The sequence below is a fragment of the Amycolatopsis palatopharyngis genome, assembly GCF_003385185.1.
GTDB lineage: Bacteria > Actinomycetota > Actinomycetes > Mycobacteriales > Pseudonocardiaceae > Amycolatopsis > Amycolatopsis palatopharyngis.
The window spans coordinates 26,689-52,059 of sequence record NZ_PQHZ01000011.1; the positions used below are offsets into that span (position 1 = coordinate 26,689).

Consider the following 25,371-nt stretch of genomic DNA (forward strand, 5'->3'; position numbering starts at 1 on the left):
CTGCCGGTGATCTCGGCCGGCGTGCTCGACGCTGGGGCCTCGGCCGGCGGCTGCGGAGTGCCATCGAGGCGGGCGCTGCGCGGTCCGCTCGCGGCGGGGAAGAATCGATCGATCAGGCGCATTGGGGCACCTCCGAAGGTCGGGCTGAGCGCGGGGATGTCCCGCAGCCCTGAACTCCGGATTTCGCATCCGTTTTGGACACGCGACCCTGAATTTTCTGCCCCGACTCGACCTCACTAACCGACACGGACAGTGACGACCGCGGCAAGTCGCGGGCCGGTGCGACCGGTCGCGCCAGGGCCACTGCGGTGGCTACCTGGTCGGTCAACGGGTCGGTCGGATCGGTCTCGGCGACGCCCTCGCGCAGGTACGCGGCGAGCCGGAGCTCGGCGCGTTTGCGCGCCTTGTAGACCGCCCACTCGCCGGTCTGGTGCCGCGCAGCCCAGTCCGCGACGGGCACCTCTTCCAACCGAGTCGCACCAATCAGCGCGGCCTCGGTCTGAGTCAGGACTCCGTCCGCGACCGCGCGGGCAAGGACCAGATCCGGGTGACCCCACGGCGCGTGCGGCGGGGTGGATCGGAACCCTGGCGCGACCGGAGTCGGACCCGCCAGCGCCTCGGCGAGCGCGTAGTAGCCGGACCGGTAGGCGGCCCACCGCAGCCGCAGCATGATTCGCGGCGGACGCAGATCGATGGTCGACAACGCGGTCAGGAAGCCGCGCAGAACCTCGGCGTGCACGTCGGCCGGATCGTTGGCGAACCGGTTGGTCAAGGTCGCCGCGACAGAAGTCAGCGCGGGCAGTGCGACCCCGACCGCGGCGATCGTCCAGGTCGCTCCTTCAGTACGGGAGCGCAGCACCAGATGCGCCCACACCGCGTCCCGCGTCGCCTGCGGGCACCGGCGCGCCAGCAGTCGGTCGCGGACCTCGTCCAGCGCAATGTGCCGGTCCGGCAGACCGGGAAAGAGCCGGCCGTTCAGCGATATCGGGTGCGGCCCGGTCACTAGCCAGGTAAACGTGTCCCGCGCGATATCCAATGAGTTCGGGACGGCCTCGTCGCCAGCGCGACGGAAAACGGATTGTGCTGCCATGTCGTGACTCCCACGGCGTCGATGTGAACAACAACGACGTCAGGAAGCCACGACCGATACCACGGAAATACCACATCATTACTAGGCGCCAACTAGCGAACCGCGCCGAGGCTACTAGCGAACTACTATTTCATCCCACGAACACCATGAAGCAAGATCAACAAAGCGCCCTCGTGGCCCGCGTAACCCGATCGACGCTAGTAGCCGACGAACTGCAGTTATAGTTGGTCACTAGTACGACGCTAGTAGCCGAACTGCGCCCGGATACAGTCGGCACTCAAGCTCAACCTGGCACCGCCGAAAAATCTTGAAAAATCTGACCACAGAGTGGCCCAGAAGACGGTGGGCGCCGACCTGGGTCGACGGAACGAGCGGCTCAGCGTCGAGGCTTTGGCAGAACTGTTCGAATCACGCCAAGTCGCCATTAACATGCACCTTTGCCATCTCAAATAAGTTTGGCGAGGCGTGTCCAAAACGGGGTCGAAATACAGAGTTAAGGGGCGTCAGAACGCACAGCCCCACCTCGTCGGAGGAGACCCGCGATGACCCCGACACACGGCAACGGCTCCCCAGGAGACGGCTCCCAGGAGCACGGCCCGACCGACCCCCCGACCGTCCCGATCCCGCTACCGCAGAGGCGGCGAACACCACGCCTACGCACCCTGCGCCTCACGCTGCACCATCCTCGTCCCGCCCAGCCGAGCACCGTCTGGCCGTGCGCTCAAGACGAACTCCGTGAGGGCACCGGGCTGCTCGCCAACTGGTTGCTGACTGCGGTCATCAAGATCGTCACCACCTACACCCAGCCCGGCCAGCGAATGCTCCTGCTTGCCCCCGCGCCCTACCTCGCGCCGCCCGCATCGTGGTCACCAACGGCGGGCCGTAACCAGTCCCGGCCCGGCCCGTACGCCGGACTACACGAAGCGGGCTGGACCGTGGTACGACTCGGCCGCAGCATCCGGACTCAGACGGCCGTCGCGCACCCCAACCTGGCCGGCGAACACTCCGGCGACGCGTCGGCCGAGGCCGAGTCCGGACCCCGACCCCGCACCGCCAGTCCGACCACCGACCAGCCCGCCGAGCCGTGGGCACACCGTCGTCCCGGACCGCACTCGACCGCGACCGGCGTCGGTCCGGACCGCTACGACCTCGTCATCACCACGGCCGAACCGCGCACCCTCGACGGGGTCCGTCCGGCCGACTGGGCCGGTCTGCTCACCCCGACCGGCACCCTTGCCGTCATCACACACGGTGAGCGAGCCCGTGGTCGGCTCACCGACCCCGCAAGCTCGCTCGTGCGCGCCGCGCACCATGCCGGACTGCGCTATATCGATCGCATCGCCCTGCTGCGCGTGCCCGTCCGCGACGGCGCACTCGCCGTCGCGACCCCGGCCACGCACTCCCGTTCCCAGGCTCCGGCACGACCGCTCGCGACGCCCGCTCGGCACATCCAGGTGCACGACGACCTCTTCGTGTTCACCCGCCAGCCGGCCCCGACCGACACCGCCGACGGGGAGGAGACCTCCAATGGCTGACCGTCCCACGTCGCCCTGGCCACTCCCCCTGCCACCGGGGGAGGAGCCCTCAATGCCGTCCCTATCGGTCTGGCCGACCGGGCAGCGCGACACTCTCGCGCAGCTGCGCGACACCGGCTGTGTGCCCGGCACCGAGACCGACACCGAGCGGATTCCACCCGCCGTCGCCGCCCATGCGATCGCCACCTACACCCGTCCCGGCGACCTCGTTCTCGACCCGGATTGCGGGGCCGGCACCGTGCTGACCGAGGCGCTGCGCGCCGACCGTCGCGCGCTCGGACTGACCGCCCGCACCCAGTGGTGGACGCTCGCTCGCGCCAACGTCACCGCCGCCAAGACCACAGGCGCGTGGCGCGACGGCTCGGTCCTCGACGCCCGCCCCAAGGTGCTCGCGACCATCCGGGCCGCAGGGTTGATCGGACGAGTCGGACTCATCCTGACCAGCTTGCGCACCGCGCCTGACCGCGCGACCGGTCCGGGCCGCGACCCGGTCGAGTCCGCCCTCGCCGACCTTGCCACAACACTGCTCTACTGCGAGCCGCTGCTGCGATCCGGCGGACACGTCGCCGTCGTCGCGCGGCCCCTCCGGTGTCCGGACGGCTCGCTGGTCGACCTGGCCACACCGGTGCTCGCCGCCGGAACTTCGGCCGGGCTGGCACCGGTCGAGCGGTGCATCGCACTGACCGCCGGACTGCGCGGCAGCCGGCTGGTCACCCGCGCTTCGCTTGCCGAACGCCGCGCTGCCGCCCGAGCACTCGCTGCCGGCGCGCCGACCGCGCTCTCCGCGCACCACGAAGTGCTTGTCTTCCAGCTCGCCCACGACGCCGACCTCGCCGCCGCCGCGGCAGTCGGCATCCCGTGGCCGACCGAGGACGAGGTGATCCGGCCCGCCGTCAACCGCGTCACCTACCCCGGCTGGGGACGAGCAGCATGACGACGCGCCTGTACTGCCGTGAATGCGGCTGGCATCCCGAGTTCCGCGGCAAGCGCGCTGCACTTCGCGCCGCCGCCCGCCACCAGTGCACCGGCACACCTGTGCCCGAGACGCGTCCACCCTGGTGGTCCCACCTGTGGACAAACCTGTGGACAAGGCAGTCGGATACCTCCGCCGTCGACACCGAAGCAGGTGCGGACGACCCGACCAGTAACAGCGAATTGGTCGACGCCCGCGGCAACCACATCCAGTGGGCCGCGCCCGCCGCGCACCACGCCGAGACCACCCGACGCGCCCGCCAGGCGATGGTCGAACTCGTCCGCGCCGGCTACCAGATCGGGCCCCCGCCCTACGGCTACCGCGCCCTGCGCATCCGGGTCACCGACCCCAGCGGACACAGCAAACTGCGGGCGGTCCTCGTCCCAGACTGGCAGACCGCCGCCGCCGTCAAGCAGATCTTCATCTGGCGGGCCGACCACGGCCTGACGTTCGCCGTCATCGCCGCACGACTCAACAGCGACCCGAGCCAGTACGCAGCCCCGGTGCCCAACGGGCGGTGGACCCCCAAGGCCGTCCGGCGGATCGTCACCAACGTCAAGTACACCGGCCGCCAGGTCTGGGCCCGCACCATCGCCGGCCGCCCGGCACCCATCGAGCAGTGGGTCACCTCGGCGCCAAAGGTGCACGAGCCACTCGTCGACGAGCGCACCTTCCACCGCGCCCAGCCCGGCCCCACTGAACTCCCGCCCAGTGCGACAGACCCGGCCGACTCCCCGCCGAGCGCGGCATGAACATCCGCCGGTGGACCGTCGCCGCCGTGGTCCTGTTCGCCGGGTACGCGGCGACGATCGCCGGCGCGAACTGGGCCACCTCACTCTGGCCAGCGGTCGCTATCGCGGGCCTGCACGTTCCCGCAGGCGCGTTCTTCGCCGGGCTCGCATTCACCGTCCGGGACCTCTTGCAGGACGCTGTCGGCACCCGGACAACGCTGCTCGCGATCGCCCTCGGCGCGGCGTTGTCCGGACTGGTCGCCGAGCCGCGCATCGCGCTCGCCAGCGCGGCGGCCTTCGCCGTCTCCGAACTTGTCGACCTCGCCATCTACACCCCGCTGCGCGACTGGAGTCACCTCGCCGCCGTGAGTGCGTCGAACACGGTTGGACTGCTCGTCGACAGCCTGCTGTTCCTGCCGCTGGCCTTCGGCTCGCTGACCTACCTCACCGGCCAACTCGTCGGGAAGACCACCACCACGGCCCTGGCGGTCGCTGTGCTTGCTGGTGTCCGCGCTCGCCGGAGGGCGATGCCAGCGTGAGGTTCTACCTCGGCGTCCACCAACCCATCTGGCTGACCCGCGTGCCCGACATCCCGCTGCTGGTGTCGCACCGGCGGCTCGGCCACCGCCGCACCCTGCCCCGCGCCATCACGGAATGGGCGCTCGACTCCGGCGGCTTCACAGAGCTGCAGCTTCACGGACGCTGGCAGATCGACGAGAAGGATTACGTCCAGACGGTCCGGCGCTACGCCGACGAGATCGGCAACCTCGCCTGGGCGGCGCCGCAGGACTGGATGTGCGAACAGCGCATCCTGAAACGCACCGGCTTGACGATCCGCGAGCATCAACGGCGGACCGTGCGCAACCTCGTCCGCCTGCGGGAACTCGCGCCTGAGCTCCCTTGGGTGCCGACGCTGCAAGGCTGGACTCTGTCGGACTACGAACGCTGCGCCGACTTCTACGAGCAGGCCGGGATCGATCTGGCCGCCGAGCCGCTCGTCGGGATCGGCACGGTGTGCCGGCGCCAGAGCAGCGCCGACGTGGAGCGCATCATGCGCGCCTTCGCCACGCGCGAGTTGAACCTCCACGGTTTCGGCATCAAGATCACCGGCCTCAACCGGTACGCCGAAGCTCTCGCCAGTTCGGACTCGATGTCCTGGAGCATGCGCGGTCGATACGTATCCGGATGCGGTCCGAGCCATCGCACCGAGTCGAACTGTCTGCGCTTCGCGCTCAGCTGGTATCGGCAGATCCGAACCACGCTGGGTTCGGCAGGGCTGTCTGCGGACACCGTGTCCCCGCAGGTATTGGGGAGGGCCGCGTGATGGCCGTCGCCGCGTTCGCCGCCGCGGGCTCACTGCTCGCCGCGGGACTCCGTGGTGTCCGGTTCGACGAGCGAGACATCGCGTGGAGTGTCGATTCCGAACAGCTCGTTGGGCGTGCACCGCAGCGTCGTGCACAGCGCCTGCAAGGTCGCCACTTTCACCTGGACCGGCTGCTTCTTGATCAGCACGTCAACCGACTGGAGAGACAGTTCGAACCCGGCGCGCTGGATGAGGATTTCGCGCAACTGGGTCGCGGTCCAGACGTCGCGGGAGGCCATGACCTTCCGCAGCCGCCACTCGATCTGCACCCGCTGCCGTCCCGTGTTCGTCGCTCCGAGGCGCTTCGCGCCGTCGCCAACCGACTCTCAGTGTCCCCGACGGCGACCGAAGCTGGCCGCCGCACGTTCGGCGTGTTTAGCAGACACACACCCACGAACAGATAGAACTTGAGATACACAGGCTGTACTAGATCTATTCAGGTGTTACCTTAATTGAATGGCGCATCTGTCCCCGGTTCAACAGAGAGGAGGTGCTTCGGCACCCATCACGTTCATCGCCATGCCGACGCGCCGCGGTTCGCGGTCAGCGCCGGTAGCGCTCTTCTGGACTCGCGTCGACCGCCCACCCCGAGCTGACGAGGTGACCCAGCACCAGTTCGGCAAGGCACACAGTCCTACCGAACGGCAAGAGTCCAGCACGGCCACGAGCGCCGGCCCCACACGGACGCATGCGGGGAGCAGAGGCCCGTTGGTCGTGACAGCTTTGGCGGTCCCAGCTCATTTAACGCACGTCATGGTGCGTGCCCGCATCGCCGCGAAACCCGCTTCGCGCGGATCGGCGACCGCAGGTGTCGGCAGCTGGGAGTGCCCGCTGTGTCGACGGTTCCTGTCGCCGACCAGCAGCCCCGTGAACCTCCGCCAGCCGCGGGCCTCACGGGCACGAAGGGGGCGCTCATGTGCGCTCAACCTCGCAACCCCGATCAGGCCGACAACAACTGCGCCGACGTTCCTGCTCCGGCCGACCAAGAGCAGCAGGGAAGCCCCGTCAGCGCGCCGAGCAGGCAACCCCGACGGCGCGTTGGCGCGAGCAGAGCTGTGCGCAACGTGGTGGTGCGCGGCGTTCGCCGCGATCCCCCCGACATGCGCAAGCTCGCGCGGGTGGTCGCCAGCCTCGCGGCAGACCTGGCGCAGACCGAAGCCAGCGAGCAAACGCTGCCCGCCGAGCCAGGCACCGCGGACGCCAGCCACCCCGATCACTGCCGCGACGCGGCATGACGTCGCGCGTTCGCGCTTGCGCAACGAACCCAGCGGATCGAAGCCGCTCGCCAATGACTCGAAAGGAAGGTTCACCACAATGCCGCCTGCCACTTGCGATCCCCGCAGCCGCCGAGCCGCACACCCACGGGCTCGACGGCCGGTACGCGTCGGCCTCTACCAGCGGTGGCCCACCCTCCGCGAAAGCGACCACCTGCAGACCTACGTCGCGTCCCAACCCGGTTGGCACATCGCTCTCCGCAGCAGCGACTACGCATCAGGCGGCACGCTGAAGCGTCCTGGGCTGCAACGGGTATTGGCGGCAGCCCGATCCGGAGTCATCGACGTGCTCGTCGTCAACCACCTGTACAGTTCCCGCAAGACACAGCACCTCGCCTTCGTGCTCGACGAGTTAACGTCCCGAGGCGTGCGGGTCGTCTCGGCCACTGATCCCGCCCTCGACACGGAGACCGCGCACGGCCTCTTCCACGTACGCGTGTTGAGTGCCGTCGCGGAGATCGAGCAGACCGGCGCACTCGCAGATCGTCGCGACCGGCGTCGCCACGACCAGCAATCCGCCGACGAATCGCCGCTCGCCGGCTAACTGCAAATCCCGCCGGAGCCCACTGCGCCGACCAAAACATCCCCATCCAGACCGACTCATAACGAGGTGTCATGACCACCGCCTACGCCAACTCGGACAACGAACTCCAGCCGTCGGATGCCCCTGCGCCCACCACCCGCGCGGTGATCTACACGCGCGTGGCCTCGCCCGGACGGGCCGAGACCGACCACAGCGTCACGGCCCAGCGTGAGGCATGTCTGCGCAAGGCGCGGGAACTGGGTTTCTCGCTCATCGACGAGTACGTCGACCCAAACGCTCGACTCTGGCGACGGCCGAAACGCCAGCTGTTCCGACGCATGCTCGCGCGGTTCCGCAGCCGTTGAGAAACAGCAACCCGGCCACGAATTCGCCGCTCGCCGGGAGCGCGCGATCCAGCCGCCCGGACCCACTCGCCGGCTGCACGGTCCTCCGTCCAGGCCGCCCTCAGAAGGAGGTGTCATGACCAGCGCTTATGCCGACTTCATCGATGAACTGCAGCAGGACGTCACCATCCCTATCCAGCCGCCAATGGACGACCTTGCCCACGGCACTCGCGCAGTGATCTATCTGCGCGTGTCCTCGACCGGGCAAGTCCGGACCGACTACAACCCGGAAGGCATCTCCATTCCGGCCCAACGGGAAGCGTGCTTGCGCAAGGCGCGGGACCTGGGCGTCACGGTCATCGACGAGTACGTCGAGCCCGGACGCTCAGCCATGGAGATGACCAAACGCGAAGCATTCCAACAGATGCTCGCGCGGGTGCGCAGCCAGGGCGACGTTGACGTCATCATCATCTACCAACTCTCGCGCATGGCGCGGAACCGCTACGACGACGCGATCGTCATGGCAGACCTGCGCAAGCGCGGCGTCACCCTGGTCTCGGCCACCGAGGCCATCGACGACACCCCGGTCGGCCAGCTGATGCACGGCATCCTGGCCACGTTCAACGAGTACCAATCCCGCCAGTCCGGTGCCGACATCGCCTACAAGATGGGCCAGAAAGCCCGCAACGGCGGCACGCTCGGACGCGCGAAGCTCGGCTACCTCAACCACATCGACCACTCCGACGGCCGCGTCATCCGCACGATCATCGTCGATCCCGAACGGGCGCCCTTTGTTCAGCTGGGTTTTGAGCTCTTCGCCAGCGGCGACTACACGCAAGAAGAGCTGGCTGACGAGCTCTACGACCGCGGCCTACGCACCAGGGCCACCCGGCGACACCCCGCCAAGAAGGTGTCCGAGAACAAGATTTCGCAAATGCTGCGTGATCGCTACTACCTCGGATACGTCGAGTACGACGGCGAAGAAATCCAAGGGCGGCACGAACCGCTCATCGACGAGGACCTCTTCGAGACAGTTCAGGAGATCCTTGAATCGCGAATGACGGCACAAGAACGCCGTCGCGTCCACCACCACTACCTCAAAGGATCGCTCTTCTGTGGACGCTGCCAATGCGACGGCATCAAGCGGCGGATGATCATCCAACGGACCATCAACTCGAAGGGCGCCGAGTACCTGTACTTCTTCTGCCGCGGCCGGCAAAAGGGGCTGTGCCAAGCACCCCACGTCAACGTCACGCTCGTCGAGGACGCTGTCGAGCGCCACTACTCCGCGATTCGCTTCAGCCAGCCGTTCATCACTGACATGCGCGACCAGATCGATGCCGTGCTCGGCGAGCAGGAAAAGTCCGCACGCCTGCTACGCAAGCAGATCACCGCACAACTCAAGGAACTCGACACCAAGGAGGAGAACTTGATCGACCTCGCAGCCGACAGCACGCTGCCGCAGACCAAAGTCAAGGAGAAGCTGCGCGACATCGCCCGCGAGCGCCGCCGGCTGGAGGATCGCCTGCACACAGCCAACGCCGACCTCACCGACAGCGCCCAGCTCGTCAACGCCGGCCTTGCTCTCCTCGAACAGCCCGACCAGCTGTACCGACGCTGCAACGACCAACAGCGCCGCCTACTCAACCAAGCTATCTTCCACACCCTCTACATCGAGGACGACAAGATCACAGAGGGTGAGCTCCGTGAGCCCTTCGCCGAGCTCCACGCCATCCAAGGTCAGCGGACCGCAGCAACCAGCGCGGAGGGCACAATCAAAAGGACCACCCGCAATGCGGGTGGTCCTTGCTCGCCTTCAGGCGTCGCGGTCCTACTTCGTGGCCTTCATTCAGGCACTTGTTCTAGTAAGACCCCTAGGGTGGAGCTAAGGGGACTCGAACCCCTGACCCCCTCACTGCCAGTGAGGTTAGCATCACTCTGAGTCCGCAGGCCAACGGTAGCAAGTCGAGAATCCCGTAGTCAAACGCTGCCCATGATTGCTGTTGGGTGCAGTTGCCCCGCCGTTCAACACGCCCCTGGGCTCCACGACTGCTCCAGACATAACCGCGTGAAGCCCAGCACCCGTTGTCAGAGAATGCTCGGCGTGGAGTGGCTGAAGAGAGGCTTGCGTAGCCGAAAGTTGGTGTGCCCTCCTCGCTTCCATATTGGTTCGGTGGAGGAGGTTTCCATTGGCACAGCTGACTTTGCAATCAGATCAGGTCGTGATCGCGATCGATCCACACAAAGCGTCGTGGACCGCGGCCGCGGTGAACGCGAAGCTGCAACCGTTGGCGACGCTGCGGGTTCCGGTCAGCCGGGACGGCTACCGGCAACTGCGACGCTTCGCCCGCCGCTGGCCGCACTCGACGTGGGGCATGGAAGGAGCCGGCGGACTCGGCGCTGCGCTTGCGACGCGTCTGCACGCCGACAACATCGATATCGTTGATGTGCCAGCAAAACTGGCCGCCCGCGTGCGTACGCTCTCGACCGGCCACGGTCGCAAGAACGATGACACCGACGCGGTATCGGTCGGCATCGCCGCCATGACCGCGGCCGGCTTGCAGTCCTCGGTAGTGGACGAGACCATCACCGCCTTGCGCGCGGTAGTGGAACACCGCGACGATCTGATCCGATCCCGCACCCAGACCGTCAACCGGCTGCACGTGTTGCTCACCAAGCTGGTTCCCGCCGGTGCACCCCACGAACTTGAGAGCAGACACCGCCGCCGCACTGCTGCGCACCGTCCGGCCCCGCGATATCGCCGCCAAGACACTACGCCTCCTGGCGGTCGACCTCGTTGCCGAAATCCGCCGTCTCGGCCAGCGTATCTCCACCGCCGACACCGACATCGCCACGGCAGTCACGCACACCAGCACCACACTGACCAGTCTGTACGGCATCGGTATAGGGCTCGCTGGCAAGATCCTGGCCCGGGTCGGTGACATCCACCGGTTCCGCTCGGCGGCCGCGTTCGCCTCCTACACCGGCACCGCACACATCGAAGTATCCAGTGGCGATGTCGTTCGCCACCGGCTCTCCCGCGCCGGAGACCGCCAATTCAACCACGCTCTGCACATGATGGCCCTGTCCCAAATCCGCCACCAGACCGACGGACGCGCCTACTACCAGCGCAAACGCGCGGCCGGCAAAGGACGCAAGGAAGCCATGCGATGCCTGAAACGACGCCTCTCCGACACTGCCTACCGTCGGCTGCTCCGCGATGCACAGCACAATGGCGGCGGGCCCGGGAGGACACTCGGGGGCGGCTCTATCGTCCAGCGCGGCTGACTGAAACCCCGGCTGCCAGCTCTTCGGACCAGTCACTTCCCGAGCCCGCCAACCCAACCATACAACCCACACACAAGATCAACTTGACCAGAGAGGCGCCGTTCGCGTGATAGGCCCCGTGCTTCCGGTTCAGGCGATGGATTGCGGCTGGAGGACCGCGCCTACCCGGTCGGAGAAACTGGACGGATAGCATGGGCGCCGACCATCCCCGCCACTTTGGCAGTTGCACACCCAACGCGATCCGGGGGGATGATCACGCTGGCTACACCGACACGGAGACCACGATCAACATCACAACCACGATTCGTACCCGATCGGTTACCCAACAGTCTCTCAGAGCGTTGTGACCAGGATGGAGGCGACAAGGATCGACGACGTAGTCACCGTGGTGAAGCCGCCGACGAGCATCGGCGTCAGGATCTCGTCGAGAATTTCCTTGCGTTCCTGCTCCGTGCGCCCGACGGACCGGCTGATCTCCTGACAGAGCATGAAGTCGCCAGGGAACCCGAACAAGGCTGTGAGCGCCACAGGCATGCCCTTGTACATATCCCACTTCAACAGCCGAGAGACGACCGCGCCGCCGATCATGATGCCGATAGCGCCGACGACCAGAATGACGATCACCGGACCGATGGCGCGGATCACGTCGGCCCAAGTCACGCTGCTCATGCTGGCGAGCACGACGATGATGACGGCGACCATTCCGAAACCGAAGCTGTTGGCTCGCTCCATGCTCCGCTCGGGGAAGAGGCCGAGAAGCCTTCCGCCCAGACCTAGAAAGAGGGCGAAGATGCTGTAACTGATTCCGGTAACCGACCCGAGCCAGGTGGCTAGGCTGGCTCCTGCGAACAACAGCAGCAGGAGGACTGCCGATTGCTGGAACCGTTCGGGGATCAACTGCAGCCCCCGGCGCGGGCTCTGCGGCTCCCCGCCACCGAGGATGATCGGAACTTCTTCCGGAACGGCGAAGGAGTCGCCAGCGCCGGTGTCGGCGGTGGTTGTCTCGTGGCGGACGAGGTTTGCTGCTCTGATCCTTGTCGCGTACTTCCTCAGCAGCACGTTCGCCAGCGGGATTCCCAAGAGACTCTGCAGCCCGAGGATGATCGCGGGGATGACCACCAGGCTGTTCAGCCCGAGGGCCTGCAGTTCATCCGCGGTGAGGACGTAGGCGATTATGCCTCCGGTCACCGGGCCGGCCCCCGCCACCGCGTGGTCATAGCCGAAGAACGGGGTGATGATCGCCAGCAACAACAGCGTTGCGACCAGCACCCCTGCCAGGGCGATGAGGATCGCCTTGTACTGGGACCGGATCTGGCTCAACGGGATCAGCGTGCCCATGTGCGTGATGACCGCGCCGATCAGCAGGGAGCCGACAGCGGCCAGCGTCGAGGCGGGCAGCAGATCGGCGGGGAACACCCCGGTCCAGATGAGGAGCAGGTAACCGGCGATCGCGACGAGCAGCGAGGGAACGTAGGCCTTGGTGATGATCGACACCACCTCGCTCACCGCGATGAGGAGCAGGATCGCCGTGGCCGCGTAGACCGGAGTGTCAAGCATGGGCGAGCTCCGCTCGCAGGGTGCGGGTATCGACCCGTATCTGCCCGTCTTTCCAGACCTGCTGGACCATCGCCGGAAGGTCGGCGAGCTGCTCCGCAGTGGTCAAGTTGCCCTTGAGTACCACGGCGTCGGCGAGGAAGCCCGGAGCCAGGCGCCCGATCGAGTTCTCGGGCGCGATGAGCTCACCGGCAACCGAGGTGCAGGCACGCAGCACAGCGGTCAGATCCATGCCGACGTCGACTAGCAGGCAAAGCTCCTCGAGGTTCTCCCCGTGCACGCCCACCCCGGAGTCCGTGCCCATGCCGATACGCACTCCGGCCGCTACCGCCTTGGCGATGGACTCGCGATGGCTTTCGACCACCAGCCGCGCCTTCTCGATAATCGGGGCGGGCAGTCCGCTTCCGCCGGCCTCGGCCTTCTTGATGACCGCCAGCGGCGCGGCGAGGGTCGGCACCAGGTAAGCGTCTCGCTCGAGGAACAGCTCGATCGCCTCGTCGTCGAGGTAGATGCCGTGTTCGATGCTGCGCACCCCTGCCCGCAGCGCGTTCTTGACGCCTGCGGCGGCCTGTGCGTGCGCCATGACGTAGCGGCCCTGGACCGCGGCCTCCCCGACGATCACCCTGATTTCTTCCTCGGTGAACTGCGCGTGCCGCGGATCGTCGGCCGGCGAGAGCACTCCGCCCGTTGAGCAGATCTTGATCTGGTCGGCGCCGGCACGCAGGATCTGCCGGGCGACCCTGCGGGCCTCTTCCACACCGTCGGCGACGCCGCTAGGGCGGCCCGGATGCGAGCTGAATGCCGGGGAGTGCACCCCTGAAGGCATCCATTGATCACCGTGGCCACCGGTCTGGCTCATGATCGAGACCGCGATGCGCATTCTCGGGCCCTGGATCATGCCCTGCTCCACCGACATCTTCGTGCCCAGGTCCGCCCCGCCGGCGTCTCGCACAGTCGTCACCCCTGCCCGCAGGGTGGCCTCCAGATGCTTGACGGACTTATAGAACTGCAGTGAGAAGGGTTCGACGAAGGCGTTCAGTGAGCCTGGGTTCGAAAACGCCATGTGGACGTGGAGGTCGATGAGGCCTGGTAGCACCGTGTTCCCGGAGCAGTCCACGACGGTGGCGCCGACGTAGGCGTCGGAGCCTGCGAGGCCCGGCCCGACCTCGAGCACCCGTTCATCGGCGAAGACAACGTCGGAAGGGCCAGGGAGGAAGTCGCTGCCATCGAAGACCGTGGCACCGCGCAGGACAACATAGCTCATGAATTATTCACCTTTCGGTCTCCCCACGGTTTGGTGCGGTCGACCACAACGACGATTCGCTTCAGGTTCGCGTCTTTGGGGTCCGCCCAGCTTCGGGAACCGGTGGGCGACCAGGAACGGCAATGTGCGTGGCCGCTTCGATGGTGTCGATCACAGGGTTGTGAGCGAACTTCCGGGCGGCGGTCATGTTGTCGTCACGTTCAGGTTGATAACCAGAAAGGACAAGACACTCCTTAATTCTCAAGTCAGTAGGCGAGCTTCCGCAGAGTGCTGGCGAGTACAGATGCCCCCATCGCGCACTCCTCAGCCGATGTGTACTCCTCAGGGCAATGTGACCGTCCGTCCACACTGGGCACGAAAATCATCGCGGTGGGCACGTGCGGCGCCCACATCTGACTGTCGTGACCAGCGCCGCTGGGAATTGGACGTGCGGAAACCCCGTGCTCCTCAGCCGCCTGCTTGACCAGCTTCTGCATCGACTCGTCCATTGGCGCCGGCGGCACGCACTTGGTGTCGTTGATTCCCACAGCCAGGGCTCGCCGGGTCGCGATCCACACGCATTCTCGACGGATGAGTCCCGCGAGGCGCTCGAGCGTCGACTCTTGAGGGTGACGCAGGTCGATCGAAAACGTGACCCGTTCAGGCACGATGTTCACCCCACCCGGCAGCACCTGCCACGCGCCGCAGGTCACAACGGCGGGCCAGCCCTCGGCCTCGACGAGAGTGGTCACGGCCTGGGTCATCTCGGCGGCGCCTTGCATGGCGTCACGACGCAAGTTCATCGGTGTGGCCCCGGCGTGGTCGGCCCGCCCCGAAACGGCGACGTCGAACCAGCGCAGGCCGGTGATGGCCGAGACGATGCCGATCTGACTACCCTCGTCCTGAAGCACCCGCCCCTGCTCGATGTGCAGCTCGACGAATGCCTCGACGTCGTTGCGACGCGCCGACCCGATCGTCGTCGGGTCGAGGCCGACCCGCGTCATCGCCGAGGCGAGCGTGACACCGTCGGCGTCGCGCAGGCTTTCGGGCTCATCGGCGGAGATCATCCCGAGCATGGCGCGCGAGCCGAAGAAGTTCGCGGCGAAGCGGCTGCTCTCTTCCTCGCACAGGGCGACGAGCTCGAGTGACTTCCGAGGCCTGCCACAGGTTCGGATCAGCGCTTCGATCGCGGCAAGCCCAGTAAGGATACCCAGGGCGCCGTCGTACCTGCCTCCCAGCCGCACAGTGTCGATGTGTGACCCGGTGAGCACCGTCGACTGGCTCTCGCTACCGGGCAGCCTGCCGAACACGTTTCCCGCCGCGTCCGTGCGGACCTGCAGACCCGCCTCTCCCATCCAGCGCGCGACCAGCTCGCCGGCCGTGCGCCAGGCGTCGTCGTACATGAAACGGATCAAACCGCCGCCGGGCTGCTCACCCACCTCGCCGAGCGCGGTGACCAACTCGTCCATCCGATGTGCGGTGACTTCCGGTAGGGAATTAGGCACTGGGGCCCTCCAGGGTGTTCGGGCGGTGACCAAGGCGCAGGTCATCGGGCAGCGATGCGCTGTCCAGAATGCGCAGGCACAGTTCGAGAGTGAGCCGCTCCTGCGGGACTGATAGCCGCAGGCCGGAAAGCTTTTCGAGACGACCGAGGCGGTACTGCACGGTGTGTGGATGCACGGACAGGGCGTGGGCGGCAGCCTTGGTAGAACCACCGTGGTCAAGGTAGGCGCGCAGTGTCTTCACCATTGCCGTCTGTCGCTGCCGGTCGTACCGCCGGACCTCACCTAGCGTGTCCTCGCACAACCGCAGGACCTCCCGGGCGCCAGCGCTGCGCAAAATGAGTCGGTAGGCTCCCAGGCTGCGTACTGCACACACGGATTGAACGTTTCCGACCCGCCGGTGCAGTTCGGCGACCAGGCGCGCCTCCCCGAAGGCGTCTGCGAACTCGGACACGGCGTCGATCAGATCCGACATCACGAAGCTTGCGTACCAGTCGGCCTCCAGCATGGCGAAACGTTCCAAAGTGATGCGCAACCGCTTCTGGACATCGTCGCGCGGCTCCGCCCACACGAGAACTACATGATCTCCCCGCACCGTTGCGGCGCCGAGCTCATCAGGGAATTCGCGTTGCGCACACGCCAGGAGTGCGCGTAACTGCCGTTGGTTGACCTTCGCTTCTCCACGGATGTCGTGATGAATGCGGCCGATGGCCAGCAGATAGGGTGCACGTAGCGCATTCGGCGCCTTTCCCTGTATCAGCAGTTCGAGGGTGTCCGCTTCGGCGCGGATGTGGCCTTCCTCGCGGGCACGGCGCTCCACGAATTCGGTTGCGGCGATGTGTGCGGCCGAGGAAACGGCAGCCGCATGCACCTCGTCAGGCCCGCTGTCGCCGAACAATGCACACAGGAATCCGAGGATCTCGGAGCCCCCGGGGATCGGCGCGACGAAAAGCACATTGTCGCCCAGCGTCGCGCGTTGTGGGCTGCGGGTCATTTCCGCTTCGTTCAGCGCAGCCGAGATCGAATCCCGATGCTCGTCGTCGATACCGGTCAGGGTCAGTGCGTCCGTCGGCGGCTGGGCGGTGCGGATAGTTCGCAACGCGTCGCACAGGAACACGCTCACACCGCACAATCTGGCCAGCCGAGCGACGAGCGCGTGAGCCGAAAGTCCCTCCCGGACGATGTCAGCGAGCGACTCCTGCACCTGCACCCGCCGCTCCAGCTGATCGCGCTGTTCGCTGACGAGCTGGTTCACAGTTTCCAGACGCACGCGCGCCGCACGCTCGGAGGTGAACAATTGCGCGTTGACCATGGCGACCGCCGCGCCCTGCGCGAGGCCCTCGAACAGGCGCAGATCGAACTGGCTGAACACCCGGGGCGCCGAGAAGTTCTCCACGATCATCGCGCCGATAGGTCTGTCCATGGTCAGCAGTGGGGCAACGAGCGCGCTATGCGGAAATTCGACCCCGCCCGCCGCGTCGGCCAGCAACCGGTGGCTGTCGGGCGGAAGGTCCTGTTGCGGAATCAGCGCTTCTTTCGTCTGATACAGCACCGACCTTCGTTCCTTGAAAGCACGCCCGGTCAGGCTCTCCCCCGGCGCCAGCTCGATTTTGTAGATGCTCGGACCAAAACCGATCGCGTGGCGCACCACGAGCCGCTCACGGTCTGGCTCGTACAGCAGCAGCACCCCGGCGTCGGCAGCCGGAATTATGCGGATCGCCTCCCGAAGGATTCGGTGGGTCAACGCATCGGCATCCAGGGTGGATGCCAGGGATCGGTTGATCTCGATGACTGCCTCGAGTCGATCGATCCCCGTGGGCTCCTCGCCTTCGGACATCGGTTCATCATGCACATGATGCCCGGATTTGACGTCAGTGAACTGGGTCACGAGGACGGACGGCGGCCTCACCTCGCCGTAGGCGAGGGTGCCGAGCCCCGCGGCGGCTGGCGCTCGGCGGAGTCGACGACCACTGAGCTGTTCTCGCAGTGCGGCCCGTGTCCTTCCCGTCCACGTCGGTCTCGTTGTGCACAGCCCAGCAGCGAAATCGCGCCGGCTCCAGACGGAGGTAGTCGTCGAGCACATCCGACAGCACGAGTTCGGGCGCGTGTTCGAATGGATCGTCGTAGCCCCACCCCACTGGCTCGGCGTGCGGACCACCTGCCCCGTAGCGGCCCTGGCTGCCTGCAGCTTCGAGGGGAGCCTTACCACGGAGCCGTCTGCGTACGCGAAGTCGCCGTCGCCGGGCGGATTGTTCTGCCCACCGAACGCGCCCCATCGCGAATAGCAGTTCCCGTCGCCCTCGAGGTTCACCATGCCCGGCGGCAGAAGCTCGATCTCGCGCACCGGCCTATCCCGCGCCCTTGCGGTGCCTGCGTGCGGCTGAGCGCCTGGTACTGCCACGGCATCTGCTGACTGATCGGGCAATGGAGCGACCGCCGGTGCCGACGATCTGCAGGATGTCACAGAATCCGGCCGTCGTGATCAGACCGGTCGGCACGCGATTGCGTCGGAGCAGCACATCGGTGGCGACCGTGGTGCGGTGCGTCAGGAGGTCCAGATGATTACCCAACCAGGCGGACGCCCAACTGGCGGAACGATCGTGCGAGGTGCTCGCGACCTTGTGGACGGCGCTCTTTCCATTGCAGATAAAGGGGGCGACGACATCGATGTGCCTTCCATCCATGTCCATGCCGGTGATCCTCATGAACCCGCCCCTTCCGGCTTGAGCTTTCGACCAGGCTAGGAAGCCCGACCGACCCCATCTATGGCTCACAGCCCAAGATCTCTAGCCGATACTTGGCACTTGGCCCAAATCATGGGCGACCGGGCGACCGTGACGCCAAAGAGACACCATCAGGTTCTGCAGATGGCGCATTGTCTGAGGCACCCGGGCCAGCCACGCGGGATCTCTCACCGCGACAGCACCCGCTCCCCGCTGTCCGAACCAACGCCGCCATCTGGATGCCGTAGCCGCCCTGTCCGACGAACCAGAACAGTCCCCTCGACGGTGTCATCGAATTCCGCCACCGGCTCGCCGTCAGGGCGAAGGTGCGCCGCCCGGCGCATGTGGCGGGGCGGCTCGGACACCAGGCTGTCTTAGAGCGTGTCTTACGTGGTGATCTACCGTTGATGCGACATGATCTGGGTCTGTAACAAGATCGGTGTTTTCGGCACTGGTGATTAGTACTTCTCGGCGGCCGGCCACCGATCACCGAACGTTTTCGCAAAGCGTTCAAAGCGGGTTTCCACCGCATCGTCCACCGTGCCTGCCCCTTGCCGGTCGGGTCCACGGACCGGGTGACCAGATACAGACACTTTAGCGTTGCTTGTTCCGTGAGGAAGTGCCCGCGTGCCCGCGCAGCCTTACAATACCGCGCATTTAATGACTCAATCGCGTTCGTGGAGCACAATACGCGCCGAATCCCGGGATCATAATCCAAGGACGGAGTAAATTCCTCCTAGGTATTACGTCACAGCCGGATGATCGCGAAATGCCAATCACCCCACTTCTCCTCCAACTCGTCCAATGCAACTTCCGCCGCATCAGTGGTCGCAGCCCCGTGTAAATTGGCTTCAGGTTCTTCTTCAGCGCATCCCAGTCACGCTTCGACGCCATCCGAAACGAATCCCCATCAAATGGGCCACACATCGACCACCGCATCCGGCAGCCCCTTCAACCCGTCACAGACCACGAAGAACACGTCCTTCATGCCACGATTCTTCAAGTCCTGCAACACTTGCAGCCAGAACTTCGCGCCCTCGCCACCGTTCCCAGTCCACATAGCCGAGCACGTCCTTACGGCCCTCGAGCGTCACCCCGACAGCCGCATAAAAACGCGCGATTCGCGACCTTACCGTCCCGCACCTTCACAACCACGGCATCAATAAACACCGCGGCGTAACATTCGTCGAGCGGACGCGACTGCCATTCCCGCAACTCCGCCACCACCGAATCGGTGATCCGCGATACCGTATCCTTCGACACCGACGCACCATAAATCTCAACGAAATGCGCCGAAATTCGAGTCGGTCGTCAATCCTTTCGCATACAACGACAACACGATCTCATCGACACTACCCAGCCGCCGCTGCCGCTTCTTCACGATCACCGGTTCAAAACTACCCTCCCGGTCCCGCGGCACCGCCACCTCTACTTCACCGACCGCATCCGAGATCACCGTCTTGGAGCGGGCACCGTTGCGCACATTCGAGCCCTCACGATCCGGCTCGCCCTGGCGCTTGGCGTGGCCGAGGTGCTCGGGTCATCTCCGCATTCAGCGCGGTCTCCAGCACCGTCTTCGTCAGCTGCTTGAGCAGCCCGTCCGGGCCCGTCAACGCCACGCCCTGCTCCTGCGCCTGGGCGATCATCGCCGCTACCAGCCGCTCCTGTCCACCGGCCGGTGTCGCGGCCTTCTTCTGGGATGCCCGTGTCGTCACAGCATCAACAGTCATCACACTCCGTGCCCATCCCGCCGGATCTCACCCCGCCGGGTCGGGCCGAAAAACACCGTTCGCTACACAGTCCCTTCCCAAGACCATCCAACCTTAGTTGGGTCACTGTCCGGAAGGTTCGGGGCACCTCAGGTGATCATGAGTAGTTGGAGTGGTCGGGTGGCGTCGCGGGCGTGATGTCGGAGTGCGGCGGCGATATTGGTGGCTCCGGCGAGGCGGTGCAGGCTGATCACCAGGTTCCGCAGCGAGGCCATGACTACGATCAAGGTCGTCACGGTCGCGGCCGGGATCGAGTTCCCACACGCCGTCCAGGCCCTGCAGATCACCCGCAAGACCCGACCGGCGACCGCCCGATCAGGCCAGCGCGGCCGGTGGCGCACCGAAACCATCTACGCGATCACCGACCTCGGACCGCACCAGGCCCGCCCCCACGAACTTGCCGCCTGGATCCGGGGACACTGGCAGATCGAGAACGGCCTGCACTGGGTCCGCGACGTCACCTTCGCCGAAGACCTCTCAACGGTCCGCACCGGAGCCGCCCCACAACTCGACCCCGCGCCAGGGTATCCCGGCGAGCTGACGGCGCAGCCGGGGTTGGTTGCCCTTGACCGTGAGCACCCGGACGATCAGCGTTCAGGAAGGATGCTGGCTGTGCTCGCACAGGGAACCTTGGACGCAACCGGCCAGTGGTGGGTGAGGCAGCGTGGACATGCTGGGAAGCCCGAACAGTGTCTTCCACGCACCTTTCGAAGCAGAACCGGCCAGAGCCGTGCCGGATTCTACCACCGACCGCAGCCCCGCAACCACCGCCAGTTCGCCAACAAGATCAAGACCGCTGCCACCAAGAGAGCGGTCTCGACAAGCTCGACCAGCGTTGGGGGGTCTCGACCAGCGTCGAGCGGTGGTCAGCGGGGGTCGGTGGTGCCGGACCAGCGGTCAACGAGCTTGTTGTCGATGCGCAGATGGTCCAGCAGCCGTCCCACGGTGTGGTACACGATGTCGTCGAGGGACTGTGGGCGGGTGTAGAAGGCGGGTACGGGTGGGACGATGAAGGCGCCCAGGTTGGCCAGTCGTGCCATGGTGTCGAGGTGGCCGGCGTGCAGGGGGGTCTCCCGTACGCACAGCACCAGTGGGCGACGCTCCTTCAGGGTGACGTCCGCGGCCCGGCTGACCAGGCTGGAGGTGATCCCGGAGGCGATCTCCGACATCGTCCGTACTGAGCACGGTACGACGACCATCCCATCGGTGCGGAAGGAACCACTGGCGATGGCCGCTCCGATGTCGGCCGAGCGATACAGGACGTCACAGCGTGATTCCAGGTCCGCTATGCCCATGGAGATCTCGTGCCGGAGCGTCACCATCCCCGCCGGGGACGCGACGACATGGCTCTCGATTCCCAACTCTTGCAACACCTCGAGCAGCCGGATTCCGTAGATCGACCCGCTCGCCCCGGTGATCGCGACGACGATACGCGTGGCCATGTGTCCTCCTCCCCGTGCTCAGAAGTAGTCGACCGGTGGGGTGTTGTCGGCCGCCTCGCGGATGCCGTCCACGGTGAGATCCTCCTGGCCGGGAACCCGGATCCGCAGGAACTTCATCTCCGACGCGTCCAGCGGACTGGTTGCATCCATACCCAGTTTGGACCCGACACCATCGACTGTCGACGGGTCCAACTTGGATCCTTGAGCTGTGTTCACGACCAACAGGTCCCGTTTGGCCTGGAACCGGGTCGCCACTGCCCACTCGACCTCCATCGGGTCGTGCACGTCCACGTCGGCATCGACCACGACCACGTGCTTGACGTCGTAGTGGACCGACAGGGCCGACAAGATCACGTTCGTGACCTCACCCGGCTTGTGCCCGGCGACCTGCACGTACAGATGGTAGCGGCAGGTTCCGCCGCGAGACAGGTGGACGTCGCGCACGCAGGCGAAGCGACGTTGCAGCTCCACCAGGAAGGTGGCCTCCCGGGGCAGCGCACCCAGCAGCAGATGCTCCAACCCGCCCCCGACGATCGTGTGGAAGATCGGCTTCTCCCGGGTGGTGATCGCATCTAGGGTGACCACGTGCCGCTCGGCCCGTTCCCCGTAGTACTGCGGGAACTCGCCGAAGGGACCCTCCGGCGCCCGTTCGGCGGCCTCGATCCGCCCCTCCAGGACGATCTCGGCGTCGGCAGGAACCCGCACCTCGTTGGTGACGCAGCGGGTCACCGGCAGCGGTTCCCCGCGCAGTGCACCGGAGACGGTCAGTTCGTCGACGCCGAGTGGCACAATCGCCTGGGAGGCCATCAGGGTGAGCGGGTCCACGCCGATCACGATGGCGATCTCAAGGGCCACGCCTGCTGCCGCGCTCTCGTCCAGGAAGGCGAGGGTGTGCCGCGGCAGCAACAGGACGCCGAGCTTGTCCGGCGCGGTGACCTGCAAGCGGTGGATCGACACGTTCTGCTGGCCAATGACCGGATTCCGGGCGATCAACAGCCCAGCGGTGATGTAGGCACCCGAATCGTGCTCGTTGTGCGTCGGGATCGGCAACTGGGTGGTCAAGTCGACATCACGGGTGACGACCTGCTGGCACGCTGGGTCGGGAACCTCGACCCAGTCGATCGGGTGCTCGGAGGCTGCCCCGAAGGCCCGGGCCACCTCGGCCGTGGGGACGCCCATGCTCTCGGCCATCCAGTCCCGCTGGGAGAGCAGCCCGGAGACCACCGGGGTGTCGCTGCCGCCTGGCGCGCGGAAGAAGGTCGCCGCGGTGCCGTCCAGCACATTCGCGGTGGCGGCCACCTCGAACCGCAGGTCCAGGCCGGCCTGCGGCGTGGTCAATCGGCCGCTGTCGGCCAGTCGACGCAGCCAACCCCGCAGGTCCGCGCCGGGGGGTAACTTGGTGATTTCCCGTTCGCTCATCGCGACATCTCACTCTCATCGGCTGATAGCTTTCCGTTCTGCAGACCGGACCAAGTCCGATCGCCTCCCCCACGATGGGGCCGGGACACGGCCACGGATCTGGAGTCGAATCGCACCGCCCAAGGGCAGGCGACCTCGATCGCGTTGATTGAGTATCCAAGGAATTGATCATCGTCAGCATCTACAATTGTCTTCACTACTTGCTCATTTCGACATGAAGGGCCTCGTCTTGCTGAGCAGGCCAATCTCGACTCAATCATTTATGCCAACTCCAAGCGGAGCGGCACACGTTCCCAAACAGCCAACGTGTTATTGATCCCCCGCGCCGGCTCGCCAGCCAACTCTATTCGATTCACTCGTGCGACGAGCGCCCTGAGTAGTGCCTCGGCTTCTAGCCGTGCAACGTGTTGTCCTACGCACTGGTGGAGTCCCATACCAAACCCGAGGTGCCCAGACGGATCACGCGTTATATCAAAGACATCGGGGTTGTCCCAGTGGCGAGGGTCTCTGTTCGCTGCTCCAAGCAACAGCATGACCTTTTCATGCTTCCCTACACTCAAGCCTCCAAGATCAACCGCTTCCGAGGTTGTATGGAAGACGACCTGAAAAGGGCTTGCCCATCTTACTATTTCGTCGAAAGCGTGTCGCGCCAGAGAAGGGTCGTTCTTCAGGATAGCCCATTGCTCCGGATGTGTGGCAAAGGCGTGAAGTAGAGCCGCGATCCCGTGGATCGTGGTATCAATGCCTGCCGATAGCAGCGATCTCACCGTAAGTGACGCTTGTTCTGGCAGGATCTCCCCGCGATCAGACGACTCCCAGATTGTTGCACCGAGGCTACCGGCGCGGAGGTTTTCTCGTTGACACATCGTGGCGACCCACTCGCTCAGCTCCGAAAGCCGACGCGCATTCTGGTGAAACAGTTCATTCTGTGGACCAAAAGCATTGAAAACCAAGTCACCGTAAGCGAGCAGGTTGCTGCGCCCTTCCGCCGGCAAACCAACGGCATCTGCGAATACCTTCAATGGATAGGCCGCTGCCAAATCCTTCATGCCATCCAACTCGGGACCTCGCAACAGGACCTCGTCGACCAAAGAATCAGCTTCTGCCATCCACGACTCTCGCAGGCGACGAAGAGTGCGCATACCGAGAACCTCGGACAGGACCCTTCGGGGTGCATCATGGTGAGGCGGGTCCGTTTCGGTGGGGTTCGCCGGAGGCCGCCAGGGCTTCTCCTTGTAGTAATTGGGCCACCCAATACCACCGCCAACTTGGAAAGTTTGCCAATTCGCTAAGACTTCTCGGATCTCGTCATACCGGCCAGTGGCATAGACACCGTTCTGGGGCATCCACACAACAGGCGCCGTCTCACGAACCGCACGTTGGAGAGGCTCTCGGTCGAGCAGGGTCGATGTCGCATAGGCATCGATATCGCACACCGGAGAAGTCACATTCTTGGTAGCGACGATATTCATGCTGCGATCCACCTTTACTAATCTAGAGATCAAGAGTGAGGCTAGCGGACTTAGCACGAGAGACGCAGACGAGCATACAGTCACCGGCCTCACGCTCCATATCATTGAGTACGCTGTCGCGATGGTCCGGGACACCATCAAGTACGGCAACTTCGCAGGTGCCACATACTCCCTGCCGGCACGAACTCAATGGCGCTTTTCCGAGACGCCGCAGCGCATCGAGTACGGTCTCCCGGGGCGTGACAGTCAACGTTTCCCCAGACCTGAGAGCCACTGAGATATCACGGTCTGCGGCTTGGCTCCGATCGGCGGCAACAAACCTTTCCGTCCGCAAAGAGTAGCGCGGCCATCTTTCGCAGGCTTCAGTGACCGCCAGTAGCAGTCCTTCCGGCCCGCATGCATAAATGGCAGTACGTGGAACAGGGGAACCAAGCCAGCCGCCAATGTCAGGCAATCCCAATTCATCCTGGGGCCAGAGGCGCACCGGTGCGCCCAACGTGTTAAGTCGATCATAGAAAGCCATCGAACGACGACTACGCCCTCCATAAAGCAGGTCCCAACTGGCCCCTACTTGGATCGCTTGCCTGATCATCGGAATCAATGGCGTTATGCCGATCCCTCCGGCGATGAAACGATACCTGTCCGCCGGTACCAACGGAAAGTGATTTCGGGGACCGCCGAACGGCAACACCATCCCCTCTCGGAGATGGTCATGGATCCATTGGGAGCCCCCTCGGCTGTCAGGAGTTCGCAGTACCGCAACTTCGTAAGAGAACCCGTCCCAACGGTCTCCACAGAGCGAATAGTGTCGGACGAGATCGTTGGGAAGAAACAGTTCCAAATGGGCTCCCGGGCTCCAAGGCGGCAGCCGCCGTCCGCCGGGATCTTCCAGAGTCAGACGGATAACTCCTTCAGCTACTCGTTCCTTCTTTCTCACCACAAGCGCTCCGCTGTCGTCCGCCGAACTGGCGGATGCGATTTGTGTGGGCATGAACTACCTCCTCAAGTCTGAGGATTGTCCGCAGATCGAGAGGACATGACAGCGTAATCGGTCTGCGTTTCGCCGGCGACCACCTGACGCCGAAGCGGGATCAGCTGGCGACTGTGCGACTGCTGGCCAGCCGGT

The 25,371-nt window shown here is 65.3% G+C and carries 22 protein-coding genes, 1 tRNA gene and 4 pseudogenes; 12 read left to right on the forward strand and 15 right to left on the reverse strand.

Annotation, left to right across the window (positions count from 1 at the left end):
• Positions 1–112: 112 nt before the first annotated feature.
• On the reverse strand, positions 113–1,090 hold the full coding sequence (locus tag D0C15_RS10840; RefSeq protein WP_043830802.1) for a hypothetical protein: 978 nt from the start codon (positions 1,088–1,090) through the stop codon (positions 113–115).
• A 542-nt stretch (positions 1,091–1,632) separates the two neighbouring features.
• Here D0C15_RS10840 and D0C15_RS34060 point away from each other — a divergent pair.
• Genes D0C15_RS34060 through D0C15_RS10860 form a run of 5 tightly spaced genes read left to right on the forward strand, consistent with a single transcriptional unit; the run spans position 1,633 to position 5,653 of the window.
• Positions 1,633–2,625: a hypothetical protein gene (locus D0C15_RS34060; protein WP_072029967.1), complete on the forward strand. Its 993-nt coding sequence runs from the start codon at positions 1,633–1,635 to the stop codon at positions 2,623–2,625.
• Positions 2,626–2,677: 52 nt separating this feature from the next.
• Entirely contained in the window at positions 2,678–3,559 is an 882-nt protein-coding gene (locus tag D0C15_RS10845) for a DNA methyltransferase (RefSeq protein WP_162830004.1), read from the forward strand.
• The gene (locus D0C15_RS10850) at positions 3,556–4,350 is read left to right on the forward strand and encodes a recombinase family protein (RefSeq protein WP_081684792.1); all 795 of its coding nucleotides are present in this window, start codon (positions 3,556–3,558) and stop codon (positions 4,348–4,350) included. The genes D0C15_RS10845 and D0C15_RS10850 overlap by 4 nt, the downstream gene beginning before the upstream one ends.
• Positions 4,347–4,868, forward strand: a complete 522-nt coding sequence (locus D0C15_RS10855) for a VUT family protein (protein ID WP_043830797.1) — start codon at positions 4,347–4,349, stop codon at positions 4,866–4,868. Before D0C15_RS10850 ends, D0C15_RS10855 begins: the two co-directional genes overlap by 4 nt.
• A complete protein-coding gene (locus tag D0C15_RS10860; RefSeq protein ID WP_043830795.1) occupies positions 4,865–5,653 on the forward strand; it encodes a deazapurine DNA modification protein DpdA family protein in 789 nt (262 codons plus the stop codon). The genes D0C15_RS10855 and D0C15_RS10860 overlap by 4 nt, the downstream gene beginning before the upstream one ends.
• A gap of 29 nt (positions 5,654–5,682) precedes the next feature.
• On the opposite strand, the gene D0C15_RS10865 is transcribed toward D0C15_RS10860, so the two are convergent.
• The gene (locus tag D0C15_RS10865; RefSeq protein ID WP_043830792.1) at positions 5,683–5,961 is read right to left on the reverse strand and encodes a helix-turn-helix domain-containing protein; all 279 of its coding nucleotides are present in this window, start codon (positions 5,959–5,961) and stop codon (positions 5,683–5,685) included.
• Positions 5,962–6,525: 564 nt separating this feature from the next.
• Here D0C15_RS10865 and D0C15_RS34065 point away from each other — a divergent pair.
• The 4 genes and pseudogenes from D0C15_RS34065 to D0C15_RS34985 all read left to right on the forward strand — a co-directional run.
• Positions 6,526–6,927, forward strand: a complete 402-nt coding sequence (locus D0C15_RS34065; RefSeq protein WP_162830005.1) for a hypothetical protein — start codon at positions 6,526–6,528, stop codon at positions 6,925–6,927.
• A 79-nt stretch (positions 6,928–7,006) separates the two neighbouring features.
• Positions 7,007–7,510 carry a recombinase family protein gene (locus tag D0C15_RS10875; protein WP_116043634.1) on the forward strand — a complete coding sequence of 168 codons (504 nt, stop codon included), beginning with the start codon at positions 7,007–7,009 and terminating at the stop codon, positions 7,508–7,510.
• Positions 7,511–7,581: 71 nt separating this feature from the next.
• Entirely contained in the window at positions 7,582–7,854 is a 273-nt protein-coding gene (locus D0C15_RS10880; RefSeq protein ID WP_043830785.1) for a recombinase family protein, read from the forward strand.
• 184 nt (positions 7,855–8,038) lie between these two features.
• A pseudogene (locus D0C15_RS34985) lies at positions 8,039–8,830 on the forward strand (recombinase family protein); the annotation flags it as partial.
• A gap of 378 nt (positions 8,831–9,208) precedes the next feature.
• On the opposite strand, the gene D0C15_RS34990 reads toward D0C15_RS34985, so the two are convergent.
• Both D0C15_RS34990 and D0C15_RS34070 read right to left on the reverse strand, forming a co-directional pair.
• Positions 9,209–9,463 carry a hypothetical protein gene (locus D0C15_RS34990; RefSeq protein ID WP_051171979.1) on the reverse strand — a complete coding sequence of 85 codons (255 nt, stop codon included), beginning with the start codon at positions 9,461–9,463 and terminating at the stop codon, positions 9,209–9,211.
• A gap of 250 nt (positions 9,464–9,713) precedes the next feature.
• A tRNA-Ser gene (locus D0C15_RS34070) sits at positions 9,714–9,779 on the reverse strand.
• A 321-nt stretch (positions 9,780–10,100) separates the two neighbouring features.
• Between D0C15_RS34070 and D0C15_RS35680 the strand changes: the two are divergent.
• Both D0C15_RS35680 and D0C15_RS34690 read left to right on the forward strand, forming a co-directional pair.
• A pseudogene (locus D0C15_RS35680) lies at positions 10,101–10,460 on the forward strand (IS110 family transposase); the annotation flags it as partial.
• A gap of 79 nt (positions 10,461–10,539) precedes the next feature.
• On the forward strand, positions 10,540–11,121 hold the full coding sequence (locus D0C15_RS34690; RefSeq protein ID WP_211323160.1) for a transposase: 582 nt from the start codon (positions 10,540–10,542) through the stop codon (positions 11,119–11,121).
• Positions 11,122–11,454: 333 nt separating this feature from the next.
• Here the strand turns inward: D0C15_RS34690 and D0C15_RS10895 are convergent, their stop codons facing one another.
• The 7 genes and pseudogenes from D0C15_RS10895 to D0C15_RS34695 all read right to left on the reverse strand — a co-directional run bounded on the left by D0C15_RS10895 (position 11,455) and on the right by D0C15_RS34695 (position 20,139).
• Positions 11,455–12,678 carry a hypothetical protein gene (locus D0C15_RS10895; protein ID WP_116043640.1) on the reverse strand — a complete coding sequence of 408 codons (1,224 nt, stop codon included), beginning with the start codon at positions 12,676–12,678 and terminating at the stop codon, positions 11,455–11,457.
• The gene (locus tag D0C15_RS10900) at positions 12,671–13,939 is read right to left on the reverse strand and encodes a metal-dependent hydrolase family protein (protein WP_116043643.1); all 1,269 of its coding nucleotides are present in this window, start codon (positions 13,937–13,939) and stop codon (positions 12,671–12,673) included. Before D0C15_RS10900 ends, D0C15_RS10895 begins: the two co-directional genes overlap by 8 nt.
• Before the next feature lie 245 nt (positions 13,940–14,184).
• Entirely contained in the window at positions 14,185–15,423 is a 1,239-nt protein-coding gene (locus D0C15_RS10905) for a Zn-dependent hydrolase (protein ID WP_211323161.1), read from the reverse strand.
• Positions 15,416–17,257 (reverse strand): helix-turn-helix domain-containing protein, encoded by a 1,842-nt coding sequence (locus D0C15_RS10910; protein ID WP_162830007.1) that lies wholly within the window; start codon positions 17,255–17,257, stop codon positions 15,416–15,418. The genes D0C15_RS10905 and D0C15_RS10910 overlap by 8 nt, the downstream gene beginning before the upstream one ends.
• 511 nt (positions 17,258–17,768) lie before the next feature.
• A complete protein-coding gene (locus D0C15_RS10915) occupies positions 17,769–18,125 on the reverse strand; it encodes a hydantoinase/oxoprolinase N-terminal domain-containing protein (RefSeq protein WP_116043652.1) in 357 nt (118 codons plus the stop codon).
• Between the two features lie 476 nt (positions 18,126–18,601).
• Positions 18,602–19,873, reverse strand: a pseudogene (locus D0C15_RS35450) (IS256 family transposase).
• Positions 19,874–20,001: 128 nt separating this feature from the next.
• Positions 20,002–20,139 (reverse strand): hypothetical protein, encoded by a 138-nt coding sequence (locus D0C15_RS34695; RefSeq protein ID WP_245975712.1) that lies wholly within the window; start codon positions 20,137–20,139, stop codon positions 20,002–20,004.
• On the opposite strand from D0C15_RS34695, the pseudogene D0C15_RS35010 reads away from it, so the two are divergent.
• Positions 20,126–20,395, forward strand: a pseudogene (locus tag D0C15_RS35010) (transposase); the annotation flags it as partial. The gene D0C15_RS34695 and the pseudogene D0C15_RS35010 sit on opposite strands and share 14 nt — an antisense overlap.
• 383 nt (positions 20,396–20,778) lie before the next feature.
• Here D0C15_RS35010 and D0C15_RS10930 read toward each other — a convergent pair.
• From D0C15_RS10930 to D0C15_RS10945, 4 genes are all read right to left on the reverse strand, one after another.
• Positions 20,779–21,354, reverse strand: coding sequence for a UbiX family flavin prenyltransferase (locus D0C15_RS10930; RefSeq protein WP_116043658.1), 576 nt, complete (start codon positions 21,352–21,354; stop codon positions 20,779–20,781).
• Between the two features lie 18 nt (positions 21,355–21,372).
• On the reverse strand, positions 21,373–22,773 hold the full coding sequence (locus D0C15_RS10935) for a UbiD family decarboxylase (protein ID WP_116043661.1): 1,401 nt from the start codon (positions 22,771–22,773) through the stop codon (positions 21,373–21,375).
• A gap of 260 nt (positions 22,774–23,033) precedes the next feature.
• Positions 23,034–24,257: a cytochrome P450 gene (locus tag D0C15_RS10940; protein WP_245975702.1), complete on the reverse strand. Its 1,224-nt coding sequence runs from the start codon at positions 24,255–24,257 to the stop codon at positions 23,034–23,036.
• Positions 24,258–24,267: 10 nt separating this feature from the next.
• Positions 24,268–25,236, reverse strand: coding sequence for a PDR/VanB family oxidoreductase (locus tag D0C15_RS10945; RefSeq protein ID WP_116043667.1), 969 nt, complete (start codon positions 25,234–25,236; stop codon positions 24,268–24,270).
• Between the last annotated feature and the right edge of the window lie 135 nt (positions 25,237–25,371).